This is a genomic window from Aliiglaciecola sp. 2_MG-2023 (assembly GCF_030548145.1).
GTDB classification, from domain to species: domain Bacteria; phylum Pseudomonadota; class Gammaproteobacteria; order Enterobacterales; family Alteromonadaceae; genus Aliiglaciecola; species Aliiglaciecola lipolytica_A.
Window position 1 is genome coordinate 19984 of record NZ_JAUORY010000020.1, and the last position, 21051, is coordinate 41034.

Consider the following 21051-nt stretch of genomic DNA (forward strand, 5'->3'; position numbering starts at 1 on the left):
CACTTTTATGAGGCAATTTCATAGTGCAATTTGCACTACTATGGCTTTTGAGCAGTGATACACAAACCATAGTATTTCATAAGTTATTGATAAATATAAAAAATTAAAGTTGGCATCAGTAATGCTTAGTAACGCTCGTGACAATAGCTTAAAGCAATAATAATAACCTAAGCGTTGTCCATCTAACATAATGTCACCTGACTGCAGAGTTGCAGTTATTTGATACGGCAAAGTAGCCCACGTGAACTTCAAGTTTTTGGAGTTGACGTGGGTTTTTTTTTGGAAAAAATTCGGAGTAGATTATGTCTTTAACAAAATGGTCGGGTGCAGTTATCAAGTTGGTATCATCGATTCGAAAAACCATGATTTTGGCCCCTATCGCCGTGGTGATTGGCAGCACAAGTTTGCATGCTCAGGAAGTGGGTTACCCAGAAAAAGAAGAACTGAAATTTGGATTCATTAAGTTAACTGATATGGCGCCGCTCGCCATAGCCTACGAAAAGCGATTTTTCGAGGATGAAGGGTTATATGTCACTTTAGAAGCGCAAGCAAATTGGAAAGTTTTGCTCGACAGAGTCATTGATGGACAATTGGACGGCGCGCATATGTTAGCGGGTCAGCCATTAGGGGCGACTATCGGCTTTGGTACTCAAGCCGATATTATTACTGCTTTCAGTATGGATTTAAATGGCAACGCCATTACTGTTTCCAATGACATTTGGAAACAAATGAAACCCCATATTCCCCATGAAAATGGTAAACCTGTGCATCCGATTAAAGCCGATGCTTTGAAGCCGGTAATTGATGGTTTTAAAAATGCCGGTAAACCTTTCAACATGGGGATGGTATTCCCCGTATCCACGCACAACTATGAGCTTCGTTATTGGTTAGCTGCCGGTAATATTCACCCTGGTTATTATGCGCCCCATAAAGGCGACACCAGTGGGCAGATTAACGCAGACGCTTTACTTTCGGTAACGCCTCCACCACAAATGCCTGCCACAATGGAAGCTGGAACAATTGAAGGATATTGCGTTGGCGAACCTTGGAATCAACAGGCTGTTTTTAAAGGTATTGGTGTTCCGGTAGTAACTGATTATGAGATTTGGAAAAACAATCCTGAGAAAGTCTTTGGTGTAAGTAAAAAATGGGCTGAGGAAAATCCGAATACTCATATCCGCGTGGTTAAAGCGATGATTCGCGCAGCCATATGGTTAGATGAAAACAATAATGCGAACCGCCCTGAAGCTGTCAAAATTCTAGCCAAGAGTGCTTATGTTGGTGCCGACGCTGAAGTAATTGCAAACAGTATGGTAGGTACTTTTGAATATGAAAAAGGCGACAAGCGAGAGGTGCCTGATTTCAATGTTTTCTTCCGTTACAACGCGACTTATCCATTCTACAGTGATGCCATATGGTACTTAACTCAAATGCGTCGTTGGGGCCAAATTAGCGAGCAAAAACCTGACTCTTGGTACAAAGATATTGCTAAGCAAGTGTATCGCCCAGACATTTACGCGCAAGCTGCAAAAGCCCTAATCGCTGAAGGCAAAGCATCAGCGAAAGACTTCCCTGAGTTTGCCACTGAAACAGGCTACAAACCGGCTCAGAAACACTTTATCGACAATATTGTGTATGACGGAACTCAGCCAAATGCTTATTTGGATAAATTCAACATTGGATTAAAAGGCAGCACTAAGCTCTAGGGCTTAAGTGATTTGACCTGACGGAGAAAGAAAATGTCGAAACAAGCAGCTATTCCTATGCTAACTGAGAAGCAAACTAGCGTTGATTTAGCAAAGCTAACAGGGTTATTAAAAACGATTATGTTGCCATTAATCGGATTGGTGTTGTTTATTGGCTTATGGAACGCTATGGCGAAAAATATTGATACCTCACTGGGGCAGTTTCCTGGCACCGCAGCTGTTTGGGAGCAAGCTACTGTGTTAGTCGATGAGCATTATGCGCAGAAAAATAAAGCCACTGAATTTTATGAACGACAACAAAAGCGCAATGCTGAACGGGTAGCGAAGGATCCCACCTATCAACCAAAAATCCGTGCTTTTACTGGCGCTCCAACGTTCTTTCAACAAATTTGGACTAGCCTTTATACGGTCATGGTTGGCTTTATTATGGCGTCGTTAATTGCGGTTCCATTAGGCATACTGTGCGGTTTAAGCAAATCTTCTTATGCGGCAATAAACCCTTTAATACAGCTATTCAAGCCGATTTCCCCCCTTGCGTGGCTGCCGCTAGTTACTATGGTGGTAAGTGCCGCATATGTGTCGGATGACCCTATGTTCTCAAAGTCTTTTATTACCTCTGCTGCAACAGTGGCGCTGTGTTGTTTATGGCCGACCTTGATTAATACTGCAGTAGGCGTGTCGAGTATTGATAAGGACTTAATCAATGTAAGTAAAGTACTGAGATTAAATCCCATACAGCATGTCTTGAAAATTGTTATGCCTTCCTCTATCCCTGCTATTTTTACTGGCTTGCGTCTTTCTCTGGGAATTGGCTGGATGGTTTTGATTGCCGCAGAGATGTTGGCGCAAAATCCGGGACTTGGAAAGTTTGTTTGGGATGAATTTCAAAATGGTAGTTCTGAATCTTTGGCTCGTATTATGGTTGCGGTACTCACTATTGGAATCATAGGTTTCATACTCGATCGATTAATGTTGCAGCTTCAGAAATGGGTAAGTTGGGACAAGTCAGCGACCTTACGCTAAAGAGGAAATTAACATGACGTTTAAACATCAACTTGAATTAACGCAAGTAGCTATAGATTTTCCTACTCCCAAAGGGCCTTTTACTGCTTTGCAAGATGTCAATCTTAAAATTCAGAAAGGTGAGTTTATATCCTTGATTGGTCATTCGGGATGCGGCAAATCGACAGTACTGAACCTCATTGCCGGACTGTATCAAGCCACAACTGGTGGAGTGATACTTGAAGGTCAGGAAGTGAATGAACCTGGTCCTGAACGGGCCGTTGTATTTCAAAATCATTCTCTTCTACCTTGGTTGTCTGCTTATAAAAATGTTGAGTTAGCGGTTAAACAAACGCGTTCTGGGCGCTCTAAAAAAGAGATTAAGGAATGGGTAGAGCACAATCTTGAATTAGTTCACATGAGTCACGCCGTTGACAAATTACCTTCTGAGATATCTGGCGGTATGAAACAGCGTGTGGGGATTGCTCGAGCTTTGGCTATGCAACCAAAAGTATTGTTAATGGATGAGCCTTTCGGAGCACTCGATGCGTTAACCCGTGCTCACCTGCAAGACTCAGTGATGGAAATTCACAACAAACTGGGAAATACCGTGATCATGATTACTCATGATGTGGACGAAGCGGTTTTACTCTCCGATCGCATCGTGATGATGACTAATGGTCCAGCTGCAACTATTGGTGAAATTTTGCAGGTTGAATTAGAGCGACCGCGAAATCGAATTGAGTTGGCTGATAATCCTCAGTACAACCACTATCGACATGAAGTACTCAAATTTTTGTATGAAAAGCAGCGAAAAGTGGAATCGGTGGACTCTCATCGAAAAAACAAAGTTAGCAGTGAACGCACTGAAAATTTGAAAACGGGTTCTGACAAAATTTAATCACATTAACCTTTAAATACCATGTAAACCAAGACCTCGATTTTAGCCATTAAATTTAATAGCGAGTCGAAGGTCTCGGCGAAGTCATGTCTGGAATAAGAGAGAAGATGATGAAAACTATGACTAAAAAAACACTTAACGTTGCTGTAGCAGTCGCTTTATTGAGCGTTTCTAGTGCTTCTGTAAATGCTGAAGAATCTATCGCTAAAGCCATGACAAGCGGCACCGCTGGGGTTAATTTTAACCTGCGTTATGAATCGGTTGATCAAGACAATGCAGTTGAAGATGCAAGTGCGTTAACCTTACGCACATTATTAAGCTACAAATCGGCTAGCTATAAGAATTTTTCCGCAATGATTGAAGTGGAAGATACTCGCATTGTGTTGGGGCAAGGGGACTATACTGTTGGACCAACAGGTTACAACTCCGGTATGTATTCTGTGATTGCAGACCCTGAGCACACAGAATTGGATCAAGGATATATTCAGTACTCCAAAGACAATTTCACAGCCAAACTCGGTCGCCAAGTTATTACCATGGATAATCACCGATTTATCGGACACGTAGGTTGGCGTCAGGATCGCCAAACCTTTGATGGTATTAGCGTGAACTATTGCCCAGCAAAAGCGGTCTCTTTAAAATATGCTTATCTAACCCAGCGAAATAGAATTTTTGCTGAGGCGGCTGATTTTGATGCTAAAGATCACCTACTAAATGCCTCATATAATTCTTCTTTGGGGAAAATAACGGCCTATGGATATTTATTAGAGATAGATAATAATGTGGAAAATTCTCTAGATACTTTTGGTATTCGCTTTTCCGGCGACAGTTCAGTTGCCGATACCAAGATTATTTATACAGCTGAATACGCCACACAAAGCAGTGATTCAGCCACCACTAGTTTTGATGCAGATTATTTGATGTTAGAAGTCGGTGGTGTATTTTCAGGAGTGACTGCAAAAGTTGGTTATGAAGTGTTAGGCTCTGATGACGGCAATTACGGATTTTCTACACCTCTTGCGACCCTTCATAAGTTTAACGGTTGGGCTGATGTTTTTTTAGGCACACCAGCAGAGGGATTAGTGGATTTATCCGTGACTTTATCTGGTCAAGTGGCTGGTGGAAGCTTGACCGCGACTTATCACGACTTTGAGGCCGATGATGCTAGTGAGTCTGTTGATGACCTTGGAAGTGAAATTGATCTACAGTATGCCTATAAAATATCAGCCAACTATTCTATGGGAATTAAGTACGCAGCCTACTCTGGTGAGAGCGGCCGGGTTGATACCGATAAACTTTGGCTGTGGCTTGGTGCGAAATTTTAATAAAGGTGCACAATTTTGATAATTAGTTAGTAATAGCAAATATCAAAATAATACATCTATCTAATTGTTATTAGGTTAATCTGAGCATACTAGTTGTTGTAGGTAATAACTAATGCACCACATTGGACGGAGATGCTTCATGGTGGTGCAGGAAGTGGTGGGTTATGAGTCTATAATTCACCATTTCAACGATAGAATAGGCATTTTAGGGTCATCATGCATATGGCATGAAAATCGCTTAGTTCAGCAACTAGTATTGCAAGTTTGAAAAACACCATAATCTTTGATTATATTCAGGAGGACACAATGTCAGTAGAAAAGGCTTTAGACCTTATCAAAGAAACCGAAGCGAAATTTGTTGACCTACGCTTTACCGACACTAAAGGTAAAGAGCAACACGTTTCTATCCCAACTCATCAAGTAACTGAAGACTTCTTTGAAGAAGGTAAGATGTTTGATGGTTCTTCTATCGCTGGATGGAAAGGCATTAATGAATCTGACATGGTGCTTATGCCTGATCCAGAATCTGCAGTCCTAGACCCTTTTGCAGAAGAAACTCAAATTAACATTCGTTGTGACATACTTGAGCCTTCAACTATGCAAGGTTACGACCGAGATCCTCGTTCTGTAGCTCGTCGCGCGGAAGAATATTTAAAATCTACTGGAATTGGTGACGAAGTTTATATCGGTCCAGAGCCAGAGTTTTTCTTGTTTGACGACGTGAAATATAGCACTACTATGTCAGGTTCTTTCTTCAAAATTGATGCTGAAGAAGCTTCTTGGAATTCAGGTGCCGAGTTTGAAGGCGGCAACATGGGTCACCGTCCAGGTATCAAAGGCGGATACTTCCCAGTACCTCCAGTTGATTCATCAAATGATACTCGTGCTGCTATGTGTCTTGTTATGGAAGAAATGGGACTAACTGTTGAAGCTCATCACCACGAAGTGGCAACAGCAGGTCAAAACGAAATCGCTTGTTTGTTTAACACTCTAGTTAAAAAAGCTGATGAAGTTCAAATCTATAAGTATGTAGTACATAACGTAGCTCATGCATATGGCCAAACAGCGACCTTTATGCCTAAGCCTCTAGTAGGCGATAATGGTTCAGGTATGCATGTTCACCAATCAATTAGCAAAGGCGGTAAAAACGTATTTGCTGGTGACAAATATGCTGGTATGTCTGAAGACGCCTTGTTCTACATTGGTGGTATTATTAAGCATGCTCGTGCTATTAACGCATTCACTAATGCTTCGACTAACTCTTACAAGCGTTTGGTTCCAGGGTTTGAAGCACCGGTAATGCTAGCATATTCTGCTTGTAACCGTTCTGCATCTATCCGTATTCCTCACGTGAACAGTGAACGAGCTCGTCGTATCGAAGTACGTTTCCCTGATCCAACTGGTAACCCATACTTGTCATTCACTGCAATGTTAATGGCTGGTCTTGATGGAATCAAAAACAAGATCCACCCTGGCGATGCAATGGATAAAGATCTATATGACCTTCCTCCAGAAGAAGCGGCTGAAATTCCAACTGTTGCAAGTTCATTAGAACAAGCGCTAGAAGCTTTGGATAGTGATCGTGAATTCTTAACTGCTGGTGGCGTTATGACTGATGACATGATTGATGCTTATATTGAGCTTAAATCTGCAGAAGTTGAGTTACTTAACTCTTCTACTCACCCAGTAGAATTTGGCATGTACTACAGCTGCTAAATTGCTATAGTTATTGTTTTTTATACGAGCCCGCATTATTGCGGGCTTTTTTTTGTTCTAGAAAAGGCTACACTCTAGGGTATGAAAAAAACCATTGTTGTTTCTCTGTTATTGTTTGCTGTCACCGCCAATGGTGAGAAGCTATACAAAGTGATTAATGCGGACGGCTCAGTTACTTATACTGACACTCCGCAAAGTGGTGCTGTGCAACTCGATCTAGAGGATGCTAATAGTGCTGTTATGCCTTCTTTGCTAAACGGTGTAGCCAATAAGCAGGTTAAAAAAAGTCGTTTAGAATTTCCTGATTATCAACTTGAGATAATATCTCCTGCTGAGGAAGAAACAATTCGTCACAATTCAGGTAAGGTTCTAGTCTCAGCAAGGCTCGAACCTGTGGGCAATGGTAAGTTCGAAATTTATTTAGATAGTGAGTTAGTACAGACAAGTCCAGCCCCTTCTTTTCAGCTACAGAATGTAGTGCGGGGAGAACATTCAATTCAAGTAAAATTTATTCACCATACAGGCAAGATCCTTGCATTGTCTAAGCCTAGAGTGTTTTACATGCATCAGGCCTCGACGTTGATCAATCCAAATTAAACGTTTTAGAAGCCTGTAGCATGCTTCTTAATTGACATTGACTTTAACAAGTTAATGTTGTGCACTGATGTGGTGCAACAATGTTATTGGATGAAATTCTTTGAGTGAACAATTTAAATACCTTTTGGAAAGCTTAGCCACCGCTGTATTGGTGTTGGATGAGAACCTCTCAATCCGCTACGTCAATTTGGCTGCGCAGTCGATACTTGAGTTTGGCGAAAATCAATTACTTGGTTTTCCATTGACTCAGTTTGTGTCTCATTCCAGCGTGACCTTTGCGCGGTTAGAGGATGCAATGGACCGAGATCAAGGATTTTCTGATGGCGAAGTTTTATTTGCTTTTTCCGACGGTCGACATGTATTAACAGATGTAACTGTTACGACATTTGAGTTTGAACAAAAACCAGCACTTCTGCTGGAAATGAAAGTGATAGATCAGCAGAAGAGAATCAGTCAAGAGAGTCAACAATGGGCTCAACTTCAAGCTGCTAGAGAGTTAATTCGCGGCTTAGCCCATGAAATCAAAAATCCACTTGGTGGTGTACGTGGGGCTGCTCAATTGCTCGAAAAAGAATTACATAGCCCTGAGTTAAAAGAGTTTACTCAAGTTATTATTGGCCAATCAGATAGATTGCGAAATTTGGTCGATAGATTGTTAGGTCCTAATTCTTTGCCCAATTTTGCATGGGTGAACATACATAAAGTACTAGAGAAAATTCGCACCTTAGTGAAGCTGGATGCCACTCATAATATCGTTATTGAACGGGATTATGACCCCAGTATCCCTGACTTGTTTTTAGACCAAGATATGTTGCAGCAAGCGGTGTTAAATATTGTCACTAATAGTATTCAGGCTTTAGACGGAAGCAATGATGAGCCTGAAATTATTATTCGTAGCAGAATTAAACGCCGATTTACCATACACGGCGTGAAATACCCGCTAGTTGCACAAATCAAGATTATCGACAATGGTCCCGGGATCCCAGTAGAGCTTAAAGACACCTTGTTTTATCCAATGGTAACAGGGAAATCAAACGGAACAGGCTTAGGTCTGTCCATCGCACAATCTTTGGTGGATCATCATAAAGGCAAGATCGATGTTGAAAGTTGGCCAGGTCACACCGCATTTAAAATTTATTTACCGATAGAGAAAAAGGACGTAAATCAATGAACGCTGAACCAGTATGGGTCGTAGATGATGATAGCTCGATTCGTTGGGTGTTACAAAAAGCGTTGCAGTCGGCGCAAATTCCCTGTTTTAGTTTTGAGAATCCAGAAGATTTACTTTTGCAGTTACACTCAGGACAACAACCAGAAGTAATCGTTTCTGACATTAAAATGCCACAAATGGATGGCATGACGTTATTGCAAGAAGTGCATCGTCACTTTCCTGATATTCCAGTCATTATTATGACCGCGCATTCAGATCTAGACAGCGCTGTTAATGCTTATCAAAGTGGGGCGTTTGAATATTTACCAAAGCCATTTGATATCGATGAAGCGGTGAATTTAGTCCAGCGCGCATTGGCTCATTCGCGAGAACAAAACTCACAACGTCAAGTAGAACCAGAAGTTAAAGACACCGAAATTATTGGTGAAGCGCCAGCAATGCAAGAGGTCTTTCGTGCCATTGGAAGGCTATCAAGATCTAGTATTAGTGTTTTGATCAACGGTCAATCAGGAACAGGTAAAGAACTAGTTGCTCAAGCATTGCATCGCCACAGCCCTCGAAAAGCCAACACCTTTATCGCATTGAATATGGCTGCTATTCCCGCAGATCTAATCGAATCTGAATTGTTTGGCCATGAAAAAGGGGCTTTTACAGGCGCGCAATCTGCACGCCAAGGAAGGTTTGAGCAAGCGGATGGTGGGACTCTATTTTTAGATGAAATTGGTGATATGCCGTTGGATGTGCAAACCCGATTATTGCGCGTATTGGCCGATGGTCAATTTTACCGAGTAGGCGGGCATAATCCAGTTAGCGTTAATGTAAGAATCATTGCCGCTACTCATCAAAATCTTGAACAACGTGTTGTAGATGGAAAGTTTCGCGAAGACCTCTACCACCGTCTTAACGTGATTAAAATTCATATTCCGACCTTGGCTCAACGTCGAGAAGATATACCTTTGTTAGCAAGGCATTTCCTGAGTCGTGCCGCGAAAGAGTTAGAAGTGGATGCGAAGTCGCTTAGTAAAGAAGCCGCCAATGTGCTTTCACAGTTATCATGGCCGGGAAATGTGCGCCAATTGGAGAACATGTGCCGTTGGTTAACGGTAATGGCCAGTGGTCAAGAAATCTTAATTAATGACTTACCGCCAGAAATTAGCACTCAACCTGCCAGTACGCAATCTGCTAATCAGGAAGGAGATTGGAAAACGCTACTGGCGAGCTGGGCTGATAAACAACTTCACTCTGGTCGTCAGAATATTTTAGATGAAGCCACCCATGACTTTGAAAAAATCATGTTGGAAAGAGCTTTACAATATACTAACGGTCATAAACAAGATGCAGCTAAAAAGCTTGGTTGGGGCAGAAATACGTTAACCCGTAAACTAAAAGAACTCGATATGTAAATCAAAGCAATTGGCAAAGCACTAAAAAGGCGCTTAAAAAGCGCCTTAATTTTAGCTCAAGTAATGCTGGTTACTTGTTATTTGCCGATTAAGCGTAAAAATTCATTTCGAGTTGCTTGAGAAGTTCTAAATGAACCAAGCATCACCGAGGTGATCATTGACGAATTTTGTTTTTGCACTCCACGCATCATCATACACATATGTTTACCTTCCATGACAACGCCAACGCCTTTAGCACCAGTGACTTCCAAAACCGCATCAGCAATTTGCTTGGTCAGTCCTTCTTGTATCTGCAATCTGCGAGCAAACATGTCGACTATTCGTGCGAATTTAGACAAACCAAGCACTTTACCATCTGGTAAGTATGCAATATGGCAACGTCCAATGAAGGGCAGCACATGATGTTCGCACAAAGAGTAATACTCGATATCTTGGATGATAACCATTTCGTCTGTATCAGCTTCGAAAATGGCTCCGTTCACAACGCCTTGAATGTCTTTTTCATACCCATCCGTTAAGAACTGCATTGCTTTCGCTGCTCTTTTTGGAGTATCAACCAAACCTTCTCTAGTGGTATCTTCTCCTAAAAGTTGGAGAATGCTTGCATAATGATCTTGTAGTTCTTGTGACATTTATTAGTGGTCTCGTTTGCATTATTCTGATTTTTCAGAATGCCAAATTTCGTTAAGTAGCCCAACATCATAACATTATGTGGAAGTTAGAAAAACCAAATACACCAAGTAAACTTAACTGGTGTATCTGGCTTAGGCTATTCATACGCTAAATTGATGAAAATGGATCTTTATGTGGCTCACTCGCTTTGGAGTTCTGGTTCCGGCAGATCAGGGTGAGGGAGTTGTTGATTGGGTTTCGACTTATTTTGTTGAATAACAAAATGATCCATCCAGCGCATCAAACGCATACTGTAATCTAGTTTTGCTGGCGCTAACGCCAAGCCATGGGCTTCATTCGGGTACAGTATTAACCTAACTGGCGCATCTGCATTGGATTTAAAATAGCGATAAAGCTCTTTAGATTGGTTAGCAGATACTCGGGTATCACGGCTTCCGTGTAACAACAAAAGTGGCGTTGTGGCATTTTGAGTGTGATAAATTGGGCTTCGTTCTAAATACCAAGTCCAGTCTTGCCAAGGTGCTATTAAGGCATGCTGTTTGAGCATTTCTGATGGAATATCAGTTGTCCCAAATTTGGAAATTTGATTGGATACACCCATACCTGCCACACTCGCAGCAAAATAATTATGTTGTTTGGTTGCTGCCCATGCAGCAGCATAGCCGCCGTATGATGTACCTGTAATACCTACTCTTTGCGGATCCACACCGTAATTTTCGATTAAAAAGGTGCGGGCATCTAACAGATCATTAAACTCAGCACCGGCATAATCTTTTTGACCCAACTTTGAAAAGGCGACACCTTTGCCAGTTGATCCTCTGTAGTTTGGTAAGAAACTATAAAAACCTTTGCTAGCAGCATATGCAACGGGATACGAGTAACGGTTATTCCAACCCAGAGAAAAATGGTCTTCTGGACCTCCATGTACAAAAATAATCGCTGATGAAGTGGGGGCTGAATCGTCAATTGGTTCAACCAAAATCCCATCGATTATAGTCCCATCTCTGGCAGTATAAGAAACCTCAATTTGTTTAGGTAAAATTCTATCTTTCAGCCAAACATTGGAGTTGGTCATTCTTTTATTACTGTGTTTAGTTTTTAAAAACAGCTCGGCAGGATGCTCAGGGGAATCGGCGATGTATGCAATGTTGTAACCTTTGCTATCAACACTCAGTGCACTAATCTTTCCATCATGTTTGACTCGAACTCGATATGAACCGGCTAGATCTTCTATGTCCTTATTGCCAATGAAAGTAGTCAGGTTTTGAGCGCCAATAAAACCAACAGTTGAAGAATTAAACCAATTAACAGCGCTAACATGTCCATCAAAGTCAGGCAATATATCAATAGGGGTTTCAGATACTACTTGGCTCAGATAAAGTCTACCTTCAGCGGGATCAGACTGATCTTCTCCACCGATGAAAGCGTAATGACTTCCGTCAGGAGAAACACTCATTTCTCCGACCTTTCCCCGATGAGAATTGGTTATCAGCATTTGCCCATTTGGCTTTAATACCGATATTGAACTTTCCATTACCACATCATCGGTAAGTGAAGAAGGTGAGTGATGTAGCAATATTTGTTCTGAGCGCGGAATCCATTTGGCACTCAACACGTGGCTATCATTGTAAAGTAGGCGTGCCTTCTTACTCGGGTTCTCTAAACTTAGCCGCCATAAAGACGCGTTTCTAGCAGACTCATCAAATACGGTTGCGTTGAATCCAACATCATTTAATAACTGTTGTTGATGATCAGGAGTTGAGTAACCCCAAATGATCACAGCATCATTTTGTTCATTAACATCAAAGCCCTTGATATCAGTATCAGCGCTGTAAATTTTTATGGGGTCAGTGTCTCCAATTTCGATATGGTAAAGGGAAACTGTTTGGTCATCTTGCATTTTGGCTAAAAAATATAGCGCGTCGCTCTGGGGGCTCCATCTTACATGTCCCATTGGTCTTCCGCCGGAAATCACAGGCGATATTTTTCCTCTCTTGGAAACCACGTACAGCTCTCTCAAACTCACTAAATCGATACCATCATAGCTATCATCCGGTAAATTCAGGGTGACAGCCGTCAGCCTTCCATCCGGTGAAAATGTGACTGTTTTAACTTTTCGAATTTGGTTTAAATCTTCTAACGACAATGGCGTTTTTGCGAAAACAGATAGTGCGCAAGACCAAATTACGAATAAAATAACTAACCGTTTCAAATCGACTCCAATTATTATTTCAAGCTTAGAACCTAAAATTATATGTAAACAATGTTAACATTATATTAACTTGGTTAACATTGTAGGAGTTGATAGTGGATTTTGTAAATTAAAAATGCATAGTATTTTGTTATAGGTATATATTCGTATGCAGCATGACAGGCAGAGAGAGATGAAATGCGGTGGTATGTTCGATGGTGTGCTCGAATCTATCTACGAGCCTAAAAATCTTTGTACTTTTTTTTCAGTGAGTCGCGGATATTGTCTAGATAGCAGTCCAGCTCTTGCTTCGCTTCTTCGTAAGCGTTGCTATATTCAACTGAACTTGGGTTATCACGAAGTAGTTTGAATGTGGAATCCGTTTTATCTAAAAGTAAGGCGAGTTGCCGATTGCTGACATCCATATTGTCTTATTCCCGATTAAAAAATTTCCCTACCTATATATTGGCTAATGATACAACTGAAAGCAAATCTAATCTTAAATTTAAACTTATTTAATGGTTAAAACGCCTTCAACACGGCTAGAGCAACGATTGCAAAAAGCACTATAACAGGGGCTTCATTTAAGAAACGATAAAAGCGCGAAGAATGAGGAATGATATCCTTGGCGAATTTTTTCATCTGCAAATAAAGATAACCGTGATAAGCGTAAACTAAGATTACTAAGCTTAATTTAACGTGCAGCCACATTGATACTGCAAACCATTCCCTACCGTGCATATAAATTAAGATAACGCCAAAAATTAGGGTAAGGAGCGCAAATGGGGTCACGAAAAACCATAGTTTTCGTTCCATTACTTTAAACTGATCCCGTACGTCTTGGTTGTTTGTTTGCGCGTGATAAACAAATAATCTAGGTAAATAGAAAATGCCTGCCATCCAAGCAATCATAAAAAATATGTGGAGCGCTTTTATCCAAAAAAACAACATTGTTTACCTTCTTAAATTGATTAGAACTTTTCTTGATGTAAATAATTACGTAACGTATTCCACGTAATCACGCCGACAATACTTGAGGGGGTTGTCTCGTATACGTAGACAGCGCCATCTCTATTCACTTGCAATATTTCGTATACCTCCGCCAACGTAGATTGGCTGGGCACACCTTCCATATCGAAATATGCCAATGGTGCACTATTGTGATTTAAACTTAATTCGTACTGTACCAGTGAATACTGCACGTCAATTTCAAAAGAAGACCGCAGCACAACAGGATGATTCGGTGATGTGTCTAAAAATTCCATTATGTGCTTATCTGGCGCATCAATAAATAGTTTGTATTCGGTATCCATGACCGCCAACACACCGGTTTTCTGTAATGCTTCACGAATTGGAGATATCGTGAAAGACAGTTTTTGATATTCCAGCTGACGGATAAATATAGAACGATTTCCGAATAGCTGTGTAGATGTGACATAAGCGGGCACTATGACCAGCATAGCGGGTAAAATTACGTCGGCGTTGTAAGCCAATTCCATAATTGAAGATAAGGCCGCAAGTGGTGCATGTAATACTGCGGTGAGCATGCCTGCGATACCCAGTAAAGCAAAACTATTATTGTAATCAATACTTTCAGATAAAACGAAGCCCAAAGGAATAGCTAACACCGCGCCAGCCAGCATACCAATAACATATACCGGACCAATAAGCCCGCCGGGAACACCTAAGCCTATTGCCACCAAAGCTAATATAAATTTGGCAACTAATATGGCAATTAACATACCTGTAGTCTCACCACTTACGAACGAGTGTGTGGTATCTAAACTTGCACTTAGAGATTCAGGTAAAAAATAGCCGAATATTGCAGTTATCAGTGCAGCTATTAAAATTCGCCAAATCATTTTTACCGGTCTAAATAGGCGAATGACATTCATTAATTGATTATTGAATAGGGTGGCAAGGCAGCCTAATGAAATGCCTAAAATGACTAAATACGGATAATGCCAATGGTTGATATATTGAAATGATAAAAAGGATAATTCGTGGACTTGGCCAAACACCACCCTCGTCATTAATGAACCGCAAGCCGCGGCTAACATCACTGGAATAAATAAATGTATACGGTATTCTCGAAGTACCACTTCCATAACAAAAATAACGGCTGCAAAAGGGGTGTTGAAGGATGCAGATATCCCCGCAGCGATTCCGCAACCGGATAAAATACGAATGCTGTTATAGGGTAATTTTAAACCGTGTCCAATGAAACTGCTGCCAGCCGCTCCTAAATGCACAGAAGGACCTTCTCGACCAACAACAAATCCACTGGCCAACGCTATCATGCCACCAAAAAATTGATTAATTGTGGTGCGAAAAGGAATATGTCCGTATCGTTGTTTAAGTCTGTGAATAACGAATGGAATCCCCATTCGATAGTGTTTAAAACCAGTTAGAAAGGCAAACAAGATAATCAGCAGGGCGCCAGCTATAGGCAATGCAAAACGTGCGATTGGCGTTAAGTCAGAATAGCGGTTTAATTCTTCTAAAAAAGATAACTGTATCCACTCAACACAGAGTCGAAATACAATAATTAAAGATGCAGCACTCATCCCACCCACTATGCCTAATATACATAGTTGAATTGATGTGCGAGGATTCGCTAATTCCTGTCTGAAAGATTTTAATGTCATTATCTGTTGGGCTTATACTTTCAATGGGTAATAATGGTGTTCTGTATTGATTTTCCGTTGCACCCTTAGGCCAAATTTAGCTTACCACAAGTGCTTGTAAACAATGATAAAATTATTTTAGGAAAAATACGTAGTGATACCTGATGAAATTCGTAAAACGTGGAGTGCATTTAAATTTTATACAGTTTTGCTGATTTTGTTTATTTGCACGGCATATTTTGCATTTATGTACGGCAATTCGCACTTTGAAAGCCAAAATGCAAAAATCAGCACCCTTGAACATACAATAGAAAACCTATCACTTGATAATCAACGTTTAACTAAACAGTTAAATATTCTTGGCGTAGAGTTGGAAGTACAAAGATTGGCGGTTAAAAAATCCCAGCAGATGCTTGAGCAAGGGTTAGCTAATGAAGCTAAACTTAAAGAAGAAATCCAATTTTATCAAAGAGTCATGGCCCCTGAATTGGAGCAAGATGGTTTTGTGATTGAGGCATTCGAAATTAAAAAGTCCCTCAGTGACCGAGCATATTGGTTTGAACTGGTGTTAATGCAGCAAGACAAAATTAAAAATGTCGTAAAAGGTTCAATCGAGGTAAGTATAATTGGCAGTGAAGCGGGTAAACCTAAACAATATAATTTATCCGAACTTGTCACCCAAGAATCATCTGAATTAAGCTTTAGTTTCAAGTACTTCCAAACTATTCAAGGGGAAATGATCTTGCCAGAAAACTTTTCACCTGAGAAAATACTGGTGAAAACTAAAATTTTTCAATTCAAGCGTAAACGCGGCGAATTGGAAAGAACCTTTGATTGGAATATAGAAACATTACAAACCAGCACAGAATAGTTGATTAGATTACTCAGGTATTAGATAATTAGCATATAAATAGGGTATTTCCCCTGTTAGCAAAGGTAGAGGTAATATATGTCGGTAGAAATGGCGGTGCCAATTGAATTTTCTGAAGCCGCCTCCGCAAAGGTTCGTACGTTAATAGAAGAGGAAGAGAATCCAAATCTGAAACTACGGGTCTATGTCACTGGAGGAGGTTGCTCTGGGTTTCAATACGGTTTTACGTTCGATGAAAAAGTAAATGAAGGCGATATGACTATCGATAAAAACGAAGTCACCTTGGTCGTTGATCCTATGAGCCTACAGTATTTGGTTGGTGGGACTGTGGATTACGTTGAAGGGCTGGAAGGGTCTCGATTTTTAGTCAACAACCCTAACGCCACAACTACCTGCGGCTGTGGTTCTTCTTTTAGCGTTTAATCAAGCAACTAATAACTACAATAAGCCGGCGTTCAAGCTGGCTTTTTTGTGTCTGTTCAAAAACTTTTGTTGCTTATTTAACGTATTCATAAGTGATTTTATTCGTTCATAAACTGAGTATTAGAATGTCACTCCTAGTCGTTCACATTTCGATACGATTTAAAGTTGGCAGTATCAGTTTAGCAGTAGTAACGTTGGTTCTATCGGACTAGGAGATAAAATGTCAAATGTTCTAACTAAAATTCGACGCCAACCGGCTTGGATAGCGCTGTTTATTTTCATACTTTTATCTTTATGGGTTGCCTCTGGACATCTTCTAAATGAGCAAGTCGAAAGCAAACAAGAGTCAGCCGAAGAATCATTGACCAAAGTTAAGGTCGACACATTCTATGCCCAGCAAGTCAGTCGCGAAGTGAGCGTCTACGGTCGCACTGAACCGGACCGAATTGCTACTTTGCGCTCGGAAATTAAGGGCCAAGTCATTGACATTTTTGTGCAGGAAGGAGAGGCGGTAAAGCAGGGGCAGAAGATTCTGAGCATTGATGGAAATGATCTTAATGCTCTCTTGCGCTCGGCGAAATCGATTTTAAAACAGCGAGAAATTGAACTTGATGCCGCGCAGTCTTTGGGTAAAAAAGGATTCCAATCGCAATCTGCTTTGGCTCAAGCTGACGCCAATGTAGAGCTGGCAAAAGCAGAAATAGAGCGCCTAGAATTGGCGATAACTAAAACCACTATTGTTGCGCCTTTCGATGGAATACTGAATACCCGTGAAGTTGAAATTGGCGATTTACTCAGAGATGGCGATACCATCGCTACTGTGGTTGATTTAGATCCTTTGGTTATTTCCGCAGATGTTACTGAAAACTGGATTCAAAAAATTCACCTTGGCCAGCAGGCAAGTGGCAGACTTACTACAGGGCAGACTGCTTCAGGGAAAATTCGTTATATCTCCAGTATTTCAAATACCGGTACCAATACATTTAACTTAGAAGTTGAAGTGGCTAATCCAACCGGTGCATTGTTGGCAGGAATGAGCACAGAATTAAAAATACCACTGCAACAAGATTGGGCAATTAAGATTACGCCAGCGGTGATGGCTTTGGACGAACAAGGTAATTTAGGTGTTAAAACCGTTGAAGGTGACATTGTTAAGTTTGTGCCAATCGATATTGTTAAGAGTGACAGTGAAGGTGTCTGGCTATCAGGATTAGGTGAAAAAGCGCGCATTATTACCCGAGGGCAAGGATTTGTTCGTGATGGCGATAAAGTAGAAATTGTTGACGACTCAATGTCTGAAAAATAGCAGTATTATTTCCTATGAAAAATATTATATCCGCTTCCATCGACCACACGCGCACAGTATTAATGATTTTTGTACTCTTGCTGGTCTCTGGTGCAGTAACCTATTTAAATATTCCCAAAGAATCAAATCCTGATGTACCTATTCCCTTCATCTATGTTTCGATTGTCCATGATGGCATTGCGCCGGAAGACGCTGAGCGAATGCTCGTCAAACCAATGGAAAGGGAATTACGCTCCATTGACGGCTTAAAAGAAATGAAAGCAACAGCAGGCGAGGGCTTCGCCAGTATTACTATGGAATTTGTTGCTGGTTTTGATTCCAAAGAAGCGTTAGCAGATGTGCGCGATAAAGTTACAGTGGCTCGCGCGAAACTCCCAGAAGAGACAGAAGAGCCAACGATTCACGAAATTACAATGGCGGGGCAGCAGGCCGTTTTGACGGTGGTGCTGTCTGGCCCTGTTTCTGAAAGAGCACTGATAACCACCGCCCGAGAACTACAAAATGGACTTGAAGGACTGTCTGAAGTGCTTGAGGTGGACATTGGTGGTGACCGTGAAGACTTAGTGGAAATTATTGTCGATCCCTTGTTGTTGGAGTCTTACAGGCTTGATCAAAGTGAAATTTTAACCCTCTTATCTCGCAACAACCGATTGGTACCTGCGGGTACTATGGATACCGGAGTTGGTAGCTTCGCGGTTAAAGTTCCGTCGGTTTTTGAAACGGTTAAAGACGTATTGGAACAGCCAATAAAAGTTGATGGTGACAGAGTGATCACCTTTGAAGATGTAGCTCAGGTGCGCCGTTCTTATAAAGATCCGGCAGGCTTTGCTCGTTTAGATTCTCATCCCTCAGTGTCGCTTGAAATAAAAAAACGTCCGGGTGAGAACTTGCTGATTACCGTGGAAAAAGTCAAAGCCTTTGTGGAGCAAGCCAAAGGGTCTTCAATTTGGCCGAATAGTGTGAATGTTACATACACAGGCGACCAGTCAATAAACATAAATACGATGCTCGGTGACCTACAGAATAATGTCACCAGTGCAGTAGTCTTAGTGGCTATAGTAATAGTTGCTATATTAGGCGTGCGCACCGCGTTTTTGGTGGGCGTGTCTATACCAGGTTCTTTTCTAACCGGTATTTTGGTTATTTCCTTGTTTGGCTATACCTTGAACATGGTGGTTTTGTTTTCTCTAATTATGGCTGTTGGTATGTTGGTCGATGGTGCCATAGTGGTGACAGAATATGCCGATAGGTGCATGAGCGAAGGTCAAGACAAGAAAAGTGCTTACAAAAACGCAGCTCTGCGCATGGCATGGCCAATAATCGCCTCTACCGCTACGACGTTAGCCGCGTTTGCTCCGTTAATGTTCTGGCCGGGTATTATGGGTGAGTTCATGAAGTACTTACCTTTTACCCTGATAGCAGTATTAACCGCATCACTGTTAATGGCATTGGTATTTGTACCAACTTTAGGAGCCGCTTTTGGTAAACCTCGATATATCAGTGAGAAAACCAGACAACAACTTGAACAAGCTGAACACGGCGATCTGCTTGCACTTGATGGATACACCGGTGGTTACATTCGATTTTTATCAAAGGCCATTGCTCACCCTTTAAAAAGTTTATCAATTGCTGTTGTTTTTGGTCTAGTGATTTTTACTTTATATATTTCATCAGGCTTAGGCGTGGAGTTTTTTCCAAAGGCCGATAGTCAAGGCGTGAACATCACAGTGAGATCTACCGGTGATTATTCGGTTTACGAAAAAGACAATATCATCAAAGAAGTGGAAGCAAAGTTAATTGATATGCCTGAAATCGATACTTTGTATTCTCGTTCTGGTGGTCAAGATCAAATTGGAACGCTGCGGTTGAACCTTCTCGACTGGCATTTACGAGCCCACTCAGATGAGGTTTTAATTGACGTAGAAAAACGAATTGGAGATATGCCTGGGCTCGACATAGAAGTCGCACCTGACCAAGAAGGGCCTCAGTCTGGTAAAGATTTACAAATTGAAATATCTTCTCGATACCCTGAATTATTGAATGATGCAGCATTAAAAATTCGTAAGGCGTTAGATGCGAACTCGAAATTTACGTCTATCGGTGACACTGCGTCAAAGCCCGGTATTGAGTGGCAGTTGAAAGTTAATAGAAGTGATGCTGCAAGGTTTGGCGCTGATGCTACCTTAGTGGGTAACACGGTACAATTTGTGACGACAGGCTTACGAATCGGGGAATATCGACCAGATGACGTGGATGATGAATTAGATATTCGGGTTAGATTTCCACGCACTGACAGGTACATTGGTAAGCTTGATGAATTGAGATTAAAAACAGCAAATGGTCTGGTACCCATAAGTAATTTTGTAGAACGCACTGCCCAATTGAAAACCGATTTAATTCGTCATGTGGATAGCAAACGTGTGTTGCAAGTTGAAGCGAATATGGTACCTGGCGAGTTATTAAGCATTGCTTTGCCTGAGCTACGGGAGCAGCTACCTAAGTTGAATATAGATCCCAGAGTAGAGATCACAATTAAAGGCCAAAATGAGCAACAAGAAGAGTCCCAAGCATTCTTGCTCAATGCATTTTTGATAGCTTTGTTTGTTATGGCTATTATTTTAGTGACGCAGTTTAATAGTTTCTACCAGGCTTTCTTAATTTTGAGTGCGGTATTATTTTCAATTGTAGGTGTGGTACTCGGTCTGCTTATATTCCAGAAACCCTTCGGCATAGTCATGTCTGGAGTGGGTGTTATCGCCCTAGCCGGGATCGTGGTGAATAATAATATTGTGTTGATTGATACCTACAACATATTAAAAAGTGAAGGGCTAAAAACGACCGAGGCAATATTGCGCACAGGAGCACAACGTTTAAGACCCGTAATGATGACTACGGTGACGACCATTCTCGGGTTATTACCAATGGTAATGGGTGTTAATATCGACTTCATGGGGCGCAATGTTGATATTGGTGGTCCATCAACTGAATATTGGTCTCAGTTAGCTACGGCAGTGGCTGGTGGATTAGCCTTTGCGACTGTGTTAACACTAGTATTAACACCATGCATGTTGGCGTTTAAAGATAATTTACGAGCATATTTACCCAAACCACGGACTGCAATTGAATAATCATTATTTGGGAATCGCGAATTTGCTGAGATAGATTATCTAGAGTGAGGC

The 21051-nt window shown here is 41.2% G+C and carries 17 protein-coding genes; 12 read left to right on the top strand and 5 right to left on the bottom strand.

Annotated elements, in window-relative coordinates; genetic code table 11:
* The first annotated feature begins 362 nt into the window (after positions 1-362).
* The 8 genes from Q4567_RS17065 (at position 363) to glnG (ending at position 9821) form a co-directional block, all read left to right on the top strand.
* A complete protein-coding gene (locus Q4567_RS17065) occupies positions 363-1706 on the top strand; it encodes a CmpA/NrtA family ABC transporter substrate-binding protein (RefSeq protein WP_216049743.1) in 1344 nt (447 codons plus the stop codon).
* A gap of 57 nt (positions 1707-1763) precedes the next feature.
* A complete protein-coding gene (locus tag Q4567_RS17070; RefSeq protein ID WP_252729346.1) occupies positions 1764-2729 on the top strand; it encodes an ABC transporter permease in 966 nt (321 codons plus the stop codon).
* Positions 2730-2742: 13 nt separating this feature from the next.
* The gene (locus tag Q4567_RS17075; RefSeq protein ID WP_216049682.1) at positions 2743-3609 is read left to right on the top strand and encodes an ABC transporter ATP-binding protein; all 867 of its coding nucleotides are present in this window, start codon (positions 2743-2745) and stop codon (positions 3607-3609) included.
* An 86-nt stretch (positions 3610-3695) separates the two neighbouring features.
* Complete coding sequence (locus Q4567_RS17080) at positions 3696-4934, top strand: alginate export family protein (RefSeq protein ID WP_303501213.1); 1239 nt, start codon at positions 3696-3698, stop codon at positions 4932-4934.
* A gap of 306 nt (positions 4935-5240) precedes the next feature.
* Complete coding sequence (gene glnA, locus Q4567_RS17085; protein WP_303501214.1) at positions 5241-6650, top strand: glutamate--ammonia ligase; 1410 nt, start codon at positions 5241-5243, stop codon at positions 6648-6650.
* 81 nt (positions 6651-6731) lie between these two features.
* Positions 6732-7247, top strand: coding sequence for a DUF4124 domain-containing protein (locus Q4567_RS17090; RefSeq protein WP_216049684.1), 516 nt, complete (start codon positions 6732-6734; stop codon positions 7245-7247).
* Positions 7248-7347: 100 nt separating this feature from the next.
* Positions 7348-8418: a nitrogen regulation protein NR(II) gene (gene glnL / locus Q4567_RS17095; RefSeq protein ID WP_216049685.1), complete on the top strand. Its 1071-nt coding sequence runs from the start codon at positions 7348-7350 to the stop codon at positions 8416-8418.
* Positions 8415-9821, top strand: a complete 1407-nt coding sequence (gene glnG, locus Q4567_RS17100) for a nitrogen regulation protein NR(I) (protein ID WP_216049686.1) — start codon at positions 8415-8417, stop codon at positions 9819-9821. Before glnL ends, glnG begins: the two co-directional genes overlap by 4 nt.
* Positions 9822-9898: 77 nt before the next feature.
* Here the strand turns inward: glnG and folE are convergent, their stop codons facing one another.
* The 5 genes from folE to Q4567_RS17125 all read right to left on the bottom strand — a co-directional run bounded on the left by folE (position 9899) and on the right by Q4567_RS17125 (position 15293).
* Entirely contained in the window at positions 9899-10453 is a 555-nt protein-coding gene (folE, locus tag Q4567_RS17105; protein ID WP_216049687.1) for a GTP cyclohydrolase I FolE, read from the bottom strand.
* A 179-nt stretch (positions 10454-10632) separates the two neighbouring features.
* Positions 10633-12666, bottom strand: a complete 2034-nt coding sequence (locus Q4567_RS17110) for a S9 family peptidase (protein ID WP_303501215.1) — start codon at positions 12664-12666, stop codon at positions 10633-10635.
* Positions 12667-12887: 221 nt separating this feature from the next.
* Positions 12888-13070: a hypothetical protein gene (locus Q4567_RS17115; protein WP_216049689.1), complete on the bottom strand. Its 183-nt coding sequence runs from the start codon at positions 13068-13070 to the stop codon at positions 12888-12890.
* A gap of 97 nt (positions 13071-13167) precedes the next feature.
* Entirely contained in the window at positions 13168-13596 is a 429-nt protein-coding gene (locus tag Q4567_RS17120) for a CopD family protein (protein ID WP_216049690.1), read from the bottom strand.
* A 20-nt stretch (positions 13597-13616) separates the two neighbouring features.
* Positions 13617-15293 carry a chloride channel protein gene (locus tag Q4567_RS17125; protein WP_303501216.1) on the bottom strand — a complete coding sequence of 559 codons (1677 nt, stop codon included), beginning with the start codon at positions 15291-15293 and terminating at the stop codon, positions 13617-13619.
* A gap of 133 nt (positions 15294-15426) precedes the next feature.
* Between Q4567_RS17125 and Q4567_RS17130 the strand changes: the two genes are divergently transcribed.
* The 4 genes from Q4567_RS17130 (at position 15427) to Q4567_RS17145 (ending at position 21000) form a co-directional block, all read left to right on the top strand.
* Complete coding sequence (locus Q4567_RS17130) at positions 15427-16143, top strand: DUF6776 family protein (RefSeq protein WP_303501217.1); 717 nt, start codon at positions 15427-15429, stop codon at positions 16141-16143.
* Between the two features lie 78 nt (positions 16144-16221).
* On the top strand, positions 16222-16566 hold the full coding sequence (gene erpA, locus Q4567_RS17135; RefSeq protein WP_216049693.1) for an iron-sulfur cluster insertion protein ErpA: 345 nt from the start codon (positions 16222-16224) through the stop codon (positions 16564-16566).
* Between the two features lie 220 nt (positions 16567-16786).
* A complete protein-coding gene (locus tag Q4567_RS17140; protein ID WP_216049694.1) occupies positions 16787-17872 on the top strand; it encodes an efflux RND transporter periplasmic adaptor subunit in 1086 nt (361 codons plus the stop codon).
* A gap of 14 nt (positions 17873-17886) precedes the next feature.
* Positions 17887-21000 carry an efflux RND transporter permease subunit gene (locus Q4567_RS17145; RefSeq protein WP_216049695.1) on the top strand — a complete coding sequence of 1038 codons (3114 nt, stop codon included), beginning with the start codon at positions 17887-17889 and terminating at the stop codon, positions 20998-21000.
* Positions 21001-21051 lie beyond the last annotated feature (51 nt).

Bases quoted from the DNA above. Each gene is read 5' to 3' on its own strand.
- Q4567_RS17065 (WP_216049743.1), top strand. From the start codon at position 363: ATGATTTTGGCCCCTATCGCCGTGGTGATTGGCAGCACAAGTTTGCAT.
- Q4567_RS17070 (WP_252729346.1), top strand. From the start codon at position 1,764: ATGCTAACTGAGAAGCAAACTAGCGTTGATTTAGCAAAGCTAACAGGG.
- Q4567_RS17075 (WP_216049682.1), top strand. From the start codon at position 2,743: ATGACGTTTAAACATCAACTTGAATTAACGCAAGTAGCTATAGATTTT.
- Q4567_RS17080 (WP_303501213.1), top strand. From the start codon at position 3,696: ATGTCTGGAATAAGAGAGAAGATGATGAAAACTATGACTAAAAAAACA.
- glnA (WP_303501214.1), top strand. From the start codon at position 5,241: ATGTCAGTAGAAAAGGCTTTAGACCTTATCAAAGAAACCGAAGCGAAA.
- Q4567_RS17090 (WP_216049684.1), top strand. From the start codon at position 6,732: ATGAAAAAAACCATTGTTGTTTCTCTGTTATTGTTTGCTGTCACCGCC.
- glnG (WP_216049686.1), top strand. From the start codon at position 8,415: ATGAACGCTGAACCAGTATGGGTCGTAGATGATGATAGCTCGATTCGT.
- folE (WP_216049687.1), bottom strand. From the start codon at position 10,453: ATGTCACAAGAACTACAAGATCATTATGCAAGCATTCTCCAACTTTTA.
- Q4567_RS17115 (WP_216049689.1), bottom strand. From the start codon at position 13,070: ATGGATGTCAGCAATCGGCAACTCGCCTTACTTTTAGATAAAACGGAT.
- Q4567_RS17120 (WP_216049690.1), bottom strand. From the start codon at position 13,596: ATGTTGTTTTTTTGGATAAAAGCGCTCCACATATTTTTTATGATTGCT.
- Q4567_RS17125 (WP_303501216.1), bottom strand. From the start codon at position 15,293: ATGACATTAAAATCTTTCAGACAGGAATTAGCGAATCCTCGCACATCA.
- erpA (WP_216049693.1), top strand. From the start codon at position 16,222: ATGTCGGTAGAAATGGCGGTGCCAATTGAATTTTCTGAAGCCGCCTCC.
- Q4567_RS17140 (WP_216049694.1), top strand. From the start codon at position 16,787: ATGTCAAATGTTCTAACTAAAATTCGACGCCAACCGGCTTGGATAGCG.
- Q4567_RS17145 (WP_216049695.1), top strand. From the start codon at position 17,887: ATGAAAAATATTATATCCGCTTCCATCGACCACACGCGCACAGTATTA.